An 11,841-nucleotide genomic window follows, 5' to 3' on the forward strand; every position below is an offset into this window, starting at 1 on the left:
TAATTTTAAAATCTGACCATTGCCACTACTCTTCAATAATGCTATGTTTTAATTGCTAAAAAATTATAGGAGGAATAGTAATTGAAAAACTCATCTTTCGGTAAAAAAGTATCCGTAGTTGCTGGTTTAGCCATATTATCGCTGCTTGCAGCTTGTGGAAATAATGACGATACAGCTTCTGAAGAAAAGGCATCCGCATGGGATGAAATCCAAGACAAAGGTAGCTTAACAGTTGCCACATCAGGTACCTTGTTTCCAACATCCTACCGCGAAGAAGGGTCAGACAAATTAACTGGCTTTGAAGTAGAGGTGGTTCGTGAAATTGGTGAGCGCTTGGAATTGGACATTGAATTCACAGAGCTTGGTTTTGATGAAATGTTAACGTCTGTTCAAACAGGACAAGTCGATCTGGCTTCAAATGATATTGAAATCACAGAAGACCGCGCAGAAAATTTCATCTTCTCTACACCGATTAAATATTCGTACGGAACAGCAATCGTCCGTTCAGAAGATTTATCAGGAATCAAGACATTAGAAGATTTGGAAGGCAAAAAAGCAGCCGGTGCTTCAACTTCTGTCTACATGGAAACTGCACGCGAATATGGCGCTGAAGAAGTCGTCTACGACAACGCGACAAACGAAACGTATTTACGTGACGTCGCCATTGGACGAACAGATGTCATTTTAAATGATTATTACTTGCAAACTTTAGCCATTGCAGCGTTTCCAGAGCTGGATATCGTCATCCATCCAGATCTAAAGTACAGCCCTTCCGAAGTTGGCGTCGTCATGAACAAAGACAACGACGAACTAGCTGAGAACGTCGATCGCGTTATCGAAGAAATGCTAGAAGATGGCACAATCGCCGAAATCTCTGCTGAATTCTTTAACGGTGCCGATGCTACCCAAAAAGTGAATATTGACGAATAAAAGCAAGAAGTCGCGGTCATTTGAGCGGCTTCTTTTTTGTTGTTTATTTATAATTAAAGATGAACTTATTCCAATTAATGGATATACTGTCCGAATCAGCACAAATACTGTCGAGTTTAGCCGAAATACTGTCCAAATTTGTAAAATACTGTCCAAAAGCGTTCAAATACTGTCCAACCTCCCCTATACTAGAATGAACAAGTAAGAATAATCAGGAAACGAGGAGATCTAGGTGAATATTTCTTTTTCGCCACTCGGCGACCAAGCAATTGTCATCGAGTTTGGCCATGAAATCAATGAGCAAACTAAACAAGCGGTTAGGAGAGTATCGACTTTACTAGAAAAGCAAAAACCCGATTGGATGATTGAATTTATTCCTGCGTTCGTAACCGTAACGGTCTTTTATAATCCCATCTTGGCGCTTTACGATAAAGTAAAAATTGAACTAGAAAGACTGCTATTACATCTAGGTGAAGATTTGGCAGTCAAAACCACCACCATTGAAATTCCCGTGTGCTATGGCGGCGAGTTTGGGCCTGATCTCGAATTTGTAGCGCGACATAACAAACTGACTCCACGTGAAGTTATTGATATCCACACTTCCGGCACTTATTCAGTACATATGATTGGTTTTGCACCCGGCTTTCCCTTTATCGGTGGCATGTCTGAAAAAATTGCAGCTCCGAGACGCGATTCTCCGCGTCTCCGCATTCCGGAACGGACAGTCGGCATTGCCGGTCTGCAAACGGGCGTCTACCCGATTGAAACTCCTGGTGGGTGGCAATTGATTGGCAGAACGCCGATTCGACTCTTTCTTCCTGAAAACGATGTTCCGAGTTTACTTCGTGCAGGTGACCAAATTGTTTTCAAAGAAATTTCCAAAGAAGACTATGATGCATGGGAGGAAAAGCCAGATGCTGAAAATCCTTAAAAGCGGGTTACAGACTTCCGTTCAAGACTTAGGAAGGACCGGTTTTCAGAAATACGGCGTGATTGCTAGCGGCGTCATGGATCCTTTCGCACACCGTCTAGCCAATTTATTAGTCGGTAACGCGGAACAAGCAGCGACCCTCGAAATTACATTAGTGGGGCCAACCATTGAATTTACCGAAAATGCGGTCATTGCTCTGTGCGGCGGAGATTTGAGCCCTCAACTAGATGGTGCCCCGGTAACTATGTGGCGAATGCACCCGATCAACAAAGGCAGTACCCTAACGTTTGGTAAGCCTATAATTGGCGCGCGGAGTTATTTAGCAGTAGCTGGTGGCATTGATGTTCCCGAAATAATGGGCAGCAAATCTACGTATCTGCGTGCCGGAATTGGTGGATTTTGTGGACGTGCCTTAAAAAAAGGGGATGAAATTTCGATAGGAAACATAACCCAACAGCAATCCCTAGCATTCCAGCATACTAGCGACAATGAGTTCGACTGGCTAGTCCCGCCGACTCGTTATTTTGAAGAACCCGTTCTTCGAATGATCAAAGGAAAGCAATTTGATTTATTCAATGAAGACAGTAAAAAGCGAATTTTTAATGACGTATTTACCGTTTCTTCGGATTCCGACCGCATGGGTTACCGACTCGAAGGCGCCGGTCTAGCTTTGGGGCATCCCACCGAATTGATTTCAGAGGCGGTGGCTTTTGGTTCTGTACAAGTTCCCGCCGACGGCAATCCGATTGTCCTGCTTGCAGATCGTCAAACAACGGGCGGCTATCCGAAAATTGGACAGATTATCTCTGTCGACTTGCCGCTCATTAGCCAGTTGAAACAAGGGCAACATCTACGCTTTAAAGAGATCTCTTTACTAGATGCGCAACAGCGCTTGGTTGAACAAGAACAATACATTCGGCAAGTCAAAGCCGCAATTCAATTAAAACAGGAGGAATGGACATGACTTTTAAAGTAGATTTAAACTGCGACATGGGTGAAAGTTTTGGCGCTTACCAGATGGGCAATGACGAGGAAATACTTGATTACGTAACATCAGCAAACATCGCTTGTGGATTTCATGCTGGTGACCCTTCAACTATGCGAAAAACCGTTAAACTGGCGCTCGAGAAAAACGTCGGCATGGGGGCTCATCCCGGGCTTCAAGACTTAGTAGGGTTTGGACGTCGCAACATGGCTCTGTCTCCTCAAGAAGCTTACGATTTGGTCGTTTACCAAATCGGTGCTTTATCCGGCTTTGTAAAAGCTGAAGGGGGCCAGTTGCAGCACGTCAAAGCGCACGGTGCCCTTTACAACATGGCGGTCAAAAACGCGTCATTGTCTGAAGCGATTGCAGAAGCTGTCTATAAAATCGATCCGGAATTGGTACTGTTCGGACTGTCGGGCAGTGAAATTATTAAAGCAGGAGAAAAAATCGGCTTACGCACTGCGAATGAAGTCTTTTCAGACCGAACTTATCAAATTGACGGCTCGTTAACACCAAGAACTGAGAGCCATGCCTTAATTACCGATCCACAAATCGCCATCAATCAAGTCGTTCGCATGGTTAAAGAAAACAAAGTCGCCACTGTTGAACAGACCGATGTTGCACTTGAAGCAGAGACGATTTGTATACACGGAGACGGCATCAACGCACTTGCTTTTGCCCTTCAGATTTCAAAATCCTTAAAAGAATCGGACATTCATATTGTGAAAATAGGCGACTTTGTTTAAGACAAACTAAGGGGGGATTTTGATGAATAATGTAAAGAAGATGAAGAATACGAATCGTAGCGTTTTGCTTGGTGCGGCTTTCCTAATGGCCACTTCCGCGATTGGACCTGGCTTTCTAACACAAACAACCGTTTTCACCGAAACCTTATTGGCTTCTTTCGGATTTGTTATTTTAATTTCCATCATTATTGATATTGGTGCACAAACGAATATTTGGCGCATCATTGCCGTGTCTGGAAAACGCGCTCAAGATATCGCCAATGACGTCTTACCGGGCCTTGGCTATTTTCTGGCTTTACTAGTAGTGATGGGTGGACTGGCCTTTAATATTGGGAACATCGGTGGAGCTGGACTCGGCACAAACGTGTTATTTGGAATCGATCCGAAAACCGGCGCCATTTTAAGTGGTGTGCTCGCCATCGGTATTTTTGTCGTAAAAGAAGCCGGACGAGCAATGGACCGCTTCGCGCAAGTCCTCGGCTTTGTTATGATCGGGTTAACCGTTTATGTGATGATCACTGCACAACCGCCGATCGGTGAAGCCATTACGAAAACATTTATTCCAGATACGATTGATATCTTTGCGATTGTTACGTTGGTCGGTGGAACAGTTGGTGGATACATCACTTTCGCCGGTGGACATCGTTTAGTGGACGCAGGATTGACTGGTAAAGAAGCATTGCCCGAAGTAACGAGAAGCTCAATTTACGCCATTGCTATTGCCTCACTTATGCGCATCATTCTGTTTCTAGCAGTTCTCGGTGTTGTTTCTCAAGGACTTTCATTGGATCCGTCTAATCCACCCGCTTCGGTTTTCCAGTTAGCAGCGGGGAATGTCGGCTATAAAATGTTTGGAATTGTGATGTGGGCTGCAGCTGTCACTTCCGTTGTAGGAGCAGCTTACACTTCGGTATCATTTATTCGGACATTCAGTCCACTTCTTGAAAAATATCATCGTGCATTAACCATCAGCTTTATCCTTATTTCTACACTTGTTTTCGTCATTATTGGTAAGCCTGTAGTCATATTGGTTCTTGTCGGGTCTGTAAATGGATTGATTTTACCCATTGCACTCGGCGTTATGCTAATTGCTGCGCATAAAGTCAAAATCGTTGGTGACTATAAACATCCTTTATGGATGACCATTTTTGGACTCATCATTGTGGTAGCCATGTCTTGGATGGGTGTTTACACCTTAATGAACGGTATTCCCGCCTTGTTCAAATAAAATATAAAAAAACCAGTAAGGCCAACTTCGGCTTTACTGGTTTTTTGCATTTAAGATGAAGAATGTCCTGCTTCTACAAATTCAGAGCGATCAGATGATGTGGTAACCCGTGAGTCCTGAAGCCAGCAAGCCACAGAATGCCCTGTTTCAGATACCGTATCTTGCGGTGTATACGTATGGCATACCGTCATTGTATGCGGGCACCTTGCCGCAAACGCACAGCCTTCTCCTAGTGTTGCCAGATTAGGTGGCGACCCGGCAATCGGCAGTAACGGCTGCTCACGATCTTCAGTTAACTTCGGCATGGATTGCAACAGTCCGAGCGTATACGGATGCTGCGAATTGTAGAAAATTTCATCCACCGTCCCTTGCTCAACGATTTTGCCGCCATACATAACAGCTACGCGATCTGCCATATTGGCGACTACACCCAAGTCATGTGTGATTAAAATAATGGCCGTATCCGTTTTCTTTTGCAGATCTTTCATCAATTCAAGAATTTGTGCTTGAATTGTTACATCGAGCGCAGTTGTCGGTTCATCCGCGATCAATACTTTCGGATTACAGGCAAGTGCCAGCGCAATGACCACACGCTGCCTCATTCCTCCAGAAAACTGATGCGGGTAATTATCCAGCCGTTTTTCCGCTTGCGGAATTCCAACTAGCTTTAGCATATCCAGCGCACGTTCACGGGCACGAGCTTTTGTTAGTCGCTCATGACGCTGAACACCTTCCATAATTTGTTTACCGACTTTCATCGTTGGGTTTAGTGAAGTCATGGGATCTTGAAAGACCATCGAAATTTCCGAGCCACGCAAATTGGTAATTTGGCTTTTCGACATCTTCAACAAACTTTCACCATTATAAACAATGTCGCCTTTTGTCACTTCGGTAGTAGCTGTTGGCAATAACTGCATAATCGATTTGGCGGTTACGGATTTCCCCGAACCCGATTCTCCCACAATCGCTAATGTTTCCCCTTTTTTCAACTCGAAGTTTACACCTCGTACAGCTGTCAGTTTACCGGTTTGGGTTTTAAACGCTACATGTAAATTATCAACCGTCAAAATAGTATTGCTCATGATGGGCCCTCCCCTACTTTCTCATTTTCGGATCTAATGCATCACGCAGTCCATCACCAAGCAGATTGAAAGAAATCATAATAATGCTGATCACTAACGCCGGGAAAATCAATTTATAAGGAAAATAACGCATCGATTTATAGCCGTCTTCAATCAATACACCAAGCGACGCCAGTGGTGCCTGCAAGCCAAGACCGATAAAGCTTAAGAATGCTTCAAAGAAAATAGCAGTTGGAATGGTGAACATCACGGTAACAATAATTGGACCCATCACGTTCGGCAACAAATGCTTTGAGATCAAACGCGGATTTGAAGCACCCAGTGTTCGCGAAGCCAAAACAAATTCCTGCCCTTTTAATTGCAGCACTTGGCCACGAACCACACGTGCCATTCCAACCCAGCCAGTAATGACCATCGCCAAAATAATAGAGGTAATGCCCGGTTCTAGCACCAAGATAAAGAGAATGATGACAATCAAGTTTGGAATCCCCATGAGAATTTCGATAATGCGCTGCATCACATTATCAATGCGTCCTCCGTAAAAAGAAGAAATACCGCCATAAATGACGCCAATCACTAAATCCAAAAAGGCTGCCACCAATGCTATAAACAGCGAGATTTGTGTCCCTTTCCAAACGCGTGTCCACAAATCTCGACCAAATTCATCTGTTCCAAACCAATAATTAATCTGGACATCACGTTCGGCATATTGATCGACACCTTGGGAATTCTGACCGTTAAATCCAAGCCATTCCAAGCCTTGCACTTTCGGCGGCATATTGGAATGCACTAAGTTTTGTTCGCGATAGGAAAAGTCATTCATTCCAGGTCCGATTAGCGCTAAAACAATTAGTAATACAAGCATGATCAATGAAATCATTGCACCTTTGTTTTTAATAAGACGCTGAAAAGCTTCTTTCCAAAAAGATACTGACGGTGTACCAATTTCTTCACTTTTTCGTTGATCCAGTGGTGCTTTAACAAATAAGTCTGACGGAATTTCATCATAAGCATACTGGTTTTGCACCTGCAAATCTTGATGTGAGGGGATTTTCGAAGGTTTTTTTGTCATGCTGAATCCCCCTTATAATTGATGCGTGGATCTAAGAAACTATAAATAATATCGACCACAAAGACCACAAAAATAAACAGCGCACTGTAGAAAATAGTGATTCCCATAATGACGCTATAATCCAATACCAAAATCGATAACGTAAACTGCTCACCAAGTCCCGGTACAGCGAATATTTTTTCAATAACCAAGGTACCTGTCATAATCGATACGGCAAGTGGTCCAAGCATCGTCACAACCGGAATCAGCGCGTTGCGGATAACGTGCTTGACAATAACTTGTTGTTCTTTCAAGCCTTTCGCTCTGGCAGTAATAATGTAATCCTGACCGATAACTTCCAGCATTTCACTGCGGATAAACCGAGCGACAGTTGCAGTAACCGTTACCGATAAAGCAATCGACGGTAACAGTGTACTGGAATATCCTTCCCACAAGGCAACCGGTAGCCACTCCAATTTCACACCAACATAATACTGCAGCAACGCCGCAAAAACGAATGACGGTATCGACATCCCCAATACAGCCAAGGTCACGGAACCATAATCCAAAATAGAATTATGTTTTAAGGCTGAAACGATTCCGAGAACCAGTCCAACAATTGCACCAAAAATTAATGCTTGTAAGCCAATAAATGCCGATGGACCAATCCGATCGCTGATCATACTCGTCACCGTTCGTCCTTCGTGTTGGAACGAATAACCCAAATCACCTTGAAGTAAGTTTCCAATATACTGTATGTATTGAATGGCGACAGGTTGATCCAATCCATACTTGGCATTTAAAATCGCTAATTGGCTATCCGTTAACTTTTCCGGATTAGTAAACGGTGTACCGGGTAACAGCTGCATCAAGAAAAAAGTCGCTGTCACAATAATGAACAACGTAAGAAGCATAAAGCCAATCCGCTGCAATAAATAACGTTTCATAAGAACACCTCAGTTCTATAATGTGAAAGAAAAGCGCAAGCACCCGTGTAGCTCTGGCGAAGTGGCAAAGGCTGTAATAACGCCGAAATGCTGAGCCATCTTAGAGCCATTAAAAATACGAGGATGTCCCGTTAATCGGCTACACCCTCGTATCTATAAGCTGCAAACCTGTTTTATTCTTCGATCGTCACCCATTTATAAGAGAATGAAGCTCCCGTTGGATGCACCAATAGATTTTTGATTTTGCTTCTCATTAAGACAGCAGCACCTTCTTGATAAAGTGGTACGATCGCCGCGTCTTCTTCTAATAGAATTTTCTCAGTATCTAATAGCATTTGGTAACGTTTTTCAAGGTCCGTTTCCGTTCTTGCTGCTGCTACTAGTTTTTCCAATTCAGGATTTGAATAATCCATACGGTTAGCCGATCCACCTTCTAACCACATATCCAAGTAAGTCATCGGATCGCTATAATCTGGGCCCCATGAAGATAGAGACAAATCGTATTCAATGGCTTTTTCGATTTCCAAACGCTGAGCGAATGGCACTGCTTTGATATCCAATTTAAGTCCTGGAAGATTGTCTTCCAACTGGGCTTGAATGTACTCAGCTACTTTTTTATGGTCTTCTGAATCGGCAATGTTAATCGAGATGGCTACTTCTGTTGCTCCTGTTTCTTCTAACCCTTTTGTCCAAAGCTTCTGAGCTTCTTCTACTGTTCCTGTATTGAAATCTCCATTCAAGTCACGGAAATCTTCACCCGATGGTGACTTGAAAAAGCCTTTTGGAACCACGCCATTTAATGCAGTAGAACCGTTTTTCAAAATAACATCTGTTAAGCTCGCTTTATCAATCGCCATATTTACTGCCTGACGAATGTTTTTATTGCCGAGTACTGGATGATTATGATTAAAGCGAAGGAAAATAATTTCCGGCTCTAAAATTGTGTCAAAGTTCGCGTCGTCTTTGTTTTGATCAACTGCCTCTGAACTCAAGACAATGCGATCCACTTTGTTCGTTTCGTATAAGTTAATCCCTGCTGCTGGGTCTTTGACAACATAAGCGTTGACTGCGTCAAGTTTAACCGTGTCTGCGTCCCAGTAGTCTGCGTTCTTTTCGTATTTCCACCCTTGTTCATGCGTCCAGTCAACTAATGTGAATGGTCCATTGAAAAGGATATTTTCTGCTTCTAGTGCATATTGATCGCCTTGCTCTTCAACAAATTTTTGATTTTGCGGCAAGAATGTTGGGAACGTCATTAGTGACTGGAACAACGGGTTCGCTGCTTCTAATGTAACTTCCAATGTTTTCTCATCAATTGCTTTAACTCCTAATTCTTCCGCATCCATTTCTTCATTCATGATGGCTTCAGCATTTTTGATTCCAGCTGTTACGAACATGAAGTTATACGGGCTTGCATCTTTCATAACGCGTTTCCAAGCATATTCAAAATCTTGAGCGGTAACCGGATCACCGTTACTCCAATTAGAATCGCGCAAAGTAAACGTATGAACGCTTTGATCCTCGTTCTCTGTGTGGTCTGTTACTAACGCTTCAATTGGTTCATTGTTTTCATCTTGACGGTAAAGACCCTCGTTAACGTTATTCAATACAGTAAAGGCGATTCCATCGTGTGCTTTTGTAGAATCTAAGGTAGGAATGTCTGCTGTGGTCGAAATATTAAGTACTTGTTTAGCTTCTCCTTCTGTTGCATTTTCTTCTTTCGAACTTTCCGAAGAATTGAAATTGCACCCCGATAAGAATAAAACAAATGCAATCAGAATCATGAAAATTTGCGTATTTCTCGTTCTCCCCATTTTCCTACCCCCATTTTTTTGATAATTCTATTTAATCATAATTGTTATTGCATAAATAGGCAACAAGATGTTTAAATTTTCAAAAATATAAATTACGTGGTAATGTTTAGATATGAAAAGAAAGGATCAATACCTATGAATTTCAAAGCTATTTTATTGCTAACGTCATTGAGCACATCAATGCTGTTATCTTTTTTTCTGTATAAAAGTTGGTCTCTTATTAACTGGGCCAATGCTTTGTTCTTGGTTGGACTGCTATTAATTATGATCTATTCGATGATGATTTTAATCGAAGGTCAGTTTTTCACAGCTTTCTTAACGAGTACTCGAAACTTTTTTGCAAAAACAAATAAAAAAGATCAGGTGATTCAAGAAAGTGAAAAACGCTCTCTCATTCCTCTCACTTATCGCAGAGAATTCCCGAACCGAAAATCTTTTTTGCAAATTGGTTTGTTTTTTTGTATTGGCAGTCTGTTGGTTTCCTTCTTTTAATCTCCATGCAAAATCGATGGAGAAAGCGTGTCCGGTCGTATCGGAGAGTTCAACATTATCGGCAACGATTCAATAAAACAGACGGAGAAAAAGAACTTCTTTTTCTCCGCCTGTCTTATTTTAGAAGCCTATGAGACAGCTCCATTTTACGGCACAAAAATTTTGTTGGGAACTATTTTTTTAATGCTAGACCTATCTGCTTTATAACCTTCTTCAAATAATCCTGACTGTGCGGAACTAAATCTTTTAAGCCAATCTGCTTCTTAAATCTGCTACTTTCACCCGCAACTGGGACAAATCCTTCGACCTCTACTTCTTCCTTCTTACCCATAACTAATTCAGCCAGTTCTTCAAATTCCACTTTCGCTATGCCAGAAACTTCTTCTGTCTGCAACTCAAACGCATCGTCATTGTTGTCTTGCTTCCGGTACAAAAAGCAGTGACAGCGCTCATTGTCGGTAAAGTTCAGCAGGTTTATTTGATCTTTAATCATTCCAAGAGAGGTTAGTTCTGCAAAATCGACTTGGAGTCCAAGCTCTTCCTGAACTTCTCGAACGCCGTCTCGAACTGCTTCGTCCGCCATTAAATGACCCGCTGCCGTAATATCGAATAATCCTGGAAAGTCTTTCTTATCTTTACTACGCAACTGCAAGTAAATGATATCTTTATTATTCTCACGACCTACTACCCAGCAGTGAAAAGTTTCATGCCAACACCCTTTTTCATGCACAGTCTGGCGTGTAGCAACTCCTTGCGCAATTCCATTCTCATCGTAAATACGTATTTTTTCATTTTCCATTTTCATACTCCCTTTTCTTCATTGTACAATAACAAACCCGGCCATCTATCGGGCCGGGTTTGTTTAGTCTGCGACAATCGCTTCCACTTTCGATAGAAACTGTTTGGTTCGATCTTCTTTTGGATTTTCAAAAATCTGTTTGGAAGTACCTTGTTCTATAATCAGCCCTTCATCCATGAACACGACGCGGTCGGCAACTTCTTTTGCAAAATTCATTTCGTGCGTCACGATGACCAAGGTCATGCCTTCTTCTGCCAAACTTTTAATAACCAATAGCACTTCACGTACGAGTTCCGGATCGAGTGCTGAAGTTGGTTCATCGAAAAGCATCACTAAAGGATCTAACGCAAGAGAGCGAGCAATCGCTACACGCTGTTGCTGTCCACCTGACAATTGTGCTGGGTAGTGATCAGCCCGATCAGCTAACCCGACTTTGGCAAGCAGTTCAATAGCAATCGCTTTGGCTTCTTCAGGACTTTTGCCATGTATAGCAATCGGACCTTCCATAATATTTTCAATCGCTGTTTTATGAGGAAACAGATTAAACGATTGAAAAACAAAGCCTGTTTTCTTACGCAATTCCCTAATTACTTTTTTGCGGTGACGATCAATTTTGCCTCCCGCGTTTACTTTGTATTCGCCAACTTGAATAAGCCCTTCTGTTGGCTCTTCTAAAAAATTCAAGCACCGCAACAAAGTCGATTTCCCTGATCCACTGGGTCCCATAATGACGACCACTTCGCTTTTATCAATGGTTAAATCGATTCCTTTGAGCACTTCGTTAGCTCCAAATTTTTTGACCAGTCCAGTAACTTTTATCATATGCCGATCAATCT

12 protein-coding genes are annotated in these 11,841 nt (G+C 42.4%); 6 read left to right on the forward strand and 6 right to left on the reverse strand.

Features of this window, described 5'->3' with window-relative positions; genetic code table 11:
• Positions 1–81 precede the first annotated feature (81 nt).
• The 5 genes from AUO94_RS07465 to AUO94_RS07485 all read left to right on the forward strand — a co-directional run bounded on the left by AUO94_RS07465 (position 82) and on the right by AUO94_RS07485 (position 4,820).
• Positions 82–930, forward strand: coding sequence for a transporter substrate-binding domain-containing protein (locus AUO94_RS07465; RefSeq protein WP_058386632.1), 849 nt, complete (start codon positions 82–84; stop codon positions 928–930).
• Between the two features lie 232 nt (positions 931–1,162).
• Entirely contained in the window at positions 1,163–1,861 is a 699-nt protein-coding gene (pxpB, locus tag AUO94_RS07470) for a 5-oxoprolinase subunit PxpB (protein ID WP_058386633.1), read from the forward strand.
• Positions 1,845–2,825: a 5-oxoprolinase subunit C family protein gene (locus AUO94_RS07475; protein ID WP_058386634.1), complete on the forward strand. Its 981-nt coding sequence runs from the start codon at positions 1,845–1,847 to the stop codon at positions 2,823–2,825. The genes pxpB and AUO94_RS07475 overlap by 17 nt, the downstream gene beginning before the upstream one ends.
• A complete protein-coding gene (locus AUO94_RS07480) occupies positions 2,822–3,592 on the forward strand; it encodes a LamB/YcsF family protein (RefSeq protein ID WP_058386635.1) in 771 nt (256 codons plus the stop codon). The genes AUO94_RS07475 and AUO94_RS07480 overlap by 4 nt, the downstream gene beginning before the upstream one ends.
• 22 nt (positions 3,593–3,614) lie before the next feature.
• Positions 3,615–4,820 carry an NRAMP family divalent metal transporter gene (locus AUO94_RS07485; protein WP_058386636.1) on the forward strand — a complete coding sequence of 402 codons (1,206 nt, stop codon included), beginning with the start codon at positions 3,615–3,617 and terminating at the stop codon, positions 4,818–4,820.
• A 50-nt stretch (positions 4,821–4,870) separates the two neighbouring features.
• Here the strand turns inward: AUO94_RS07485 and AUO94_RS07490 are convergent, their stop codons facing one another.
• From AUO94_RS07490 to AUO94_RS07505, 4 genes are all read right to left on the reverse strand, one after another.
• Positions 4,871–5,902, reverse strand: a complete 1,032-nt coding sequence (locus AUO94_RS07490; RefSeq protein WP_058386637.1) for an ABC transporter ATP-binding protein — start codon at positions 5,900–5,902, stop codon at positions 4,871–4,873.
• 13 nt (positions 5,903–5,915) lie between these two features.
• Positions 5,916–6,974: an oligopeptide ABC transporter permease gene (gene opp3C / locus AUO94_RS07495; protein ID WP_058386638.1), complete on the reverse strand. Its 1,059-nt coding sequence runs from the start codon at positions 6,972–6,974 to the stop codon at positions 5,916–5,918.
• The gene (locus tag AUO94_RS07500) at positions 6,971–7,900 is read right to left on the reverse strand and encodes an ABC transporter permease (protein WP_058386639.1); all 930 of its coding nucleotides are present in this window, start codon (positions 7,898–7,900) and stop codon (positions 6,971–6,973) included. The genes opp3C and AUO94_RS07500 overlap by 4 nt, the downstream gene beginning before the upstream one ends.
• A gap of 173 nt (positions 7,901–8,073) precedes the next feature.
• On the reverse strand, positions 8,074–9,714 hold the full coding sequence (locus tag AUO94_RS07505) for a peptide ABC transporter substrate-binding protein (protein ID WP_058386640.1): 1,641 nt from the start codon (positions 9,712–9,714) through the stop codon (positions 8,074–8,076).
• A 135-nt stretch (positions 9,715–9,849) separates the two neighbouring features.
• On the opposite strand from AUO94_RS07505, the gene AUO94_RS07510 reads away from it, so the two are divergent.
• A complete protein-coding gene (locus tag AUO94_RS07510; protein ID WP_058386641.1) occupies positions 9,850–10,206 on the forward strand; it encodes a DUF3899 domain-containing protein in 357 nt (118 codons plus the stop codon).
• Positions 10,207–10,378: 172 nt separating this feature from the next.
• Here the strand turns inward: AUO94_RS07510 and AUO94_RS07515 are convergent, their stop codons facing one another.
• Positions 10,379–11,005 (reverse strand): NUDIX hydrolase, encoded by a 627-nt coding sequence (locus AUO94_RS07515; RefSeq protein ID WP_058386642.1) that lies wholly within the window; start codon positions 11,003–11,005, stop codon positions 10,379–10,381.
• A 63-nt stretch (positions 11,006–11,068) separates the two neighbouring features.
• Complete coding sequence (locus AUO94_RS07520) at positions 11,069–11,827, reverse strand: amino acid ABC transporter ATP-binding protein (RefSeq protein WP_058386643.1); 759 nt, start codon at positions 11,825–11,827, stop codon at positions 11,069–11,071.
• Between the last annotated feature and the right edge of the window lie 14 nt (positions 11,828–11,841).

The organism is Planococcus kocurii (assembly GCF_001465835.2).
GTDB lineage: Bacteria > Bacillota > Bacilli > Bacillales_A > Planococcaceae > Planococcus > Planococcus kocurii.

Excerpts from the sequence above, each read along its gene's own strand:
- AUO94_RS07475 (WP_058386634.1), top strand. The coding sequence starts at position 1,845 with ATGCTGAAAATCCTTAAAAGCGGGTTACAGACTTCCGTTCAAGACTTA.
- AUO94_RS07480 (WP_058386635.1), top strand. The coding sequence starts at position 2,822 with ATGACTTTTAAAGTAGATTTAAACTGCGACATGGGTGAAAGTTTTGGC.
- AUO94_RS07485 (WP_058386636.1), top strand. The coding sequence starts at position 3,615 with ATGAATAATGTAAAGAAGATGAAGAATACGAATCGTAGCGTTTTGCTT.
- AUO94_RS07490 (WP_058386637.1), bottom strand. The coding sequence starts at position 5,902 with ATGAGCAATACTATTTTGACGGTTGATAATTTACATGTAGCGTTTAAA.
- opp3C (WP_058386638.1), bottom strand. The coding sequence starts at position 6,974 with ATGACAAAAAAACCTTCGAAAATCCCCTCACATCAAGATTTGCAGGTG.
- AUO94_RS07500 (WP_058386639.1), bottom strand. The coding sequence starts at position 7,900 with ATGAAACGTTATTTATTGCAGCGGATTGGCTTTATGCTTCTTACGTTG.
- AUO94_RS07505 (WP_058386640.1), bottom strand. The coding sequence starts at position 9,714 with ATGGGGAGAACGAGAAATACGCAAATTTTCATGATTCTGATTGCATTT.
- AUO94_RS07510 (WP_058386641.1), top strand. The coding sequence starts at position 9,850 with ATGAATTTCAAAGCTATTTTATTGCTAACGTCATTGAGCACATCAATG.
- AUO94_RS07515 (WP_058386642.1), bottom strand. The coding sequence starts at position 11,005 with ATGGAAAATGAAAAAATACGTATTTACGATGAGAATGGAATTGCGCAA.
- AUO94_RS07520 (WP_058386643.1), bottom strand. The coding sequence starts at position 11,827 with ATGATAAAAGTTACTGGACTGGTCAAAAAATTTGGAGCTAACGAAGTG.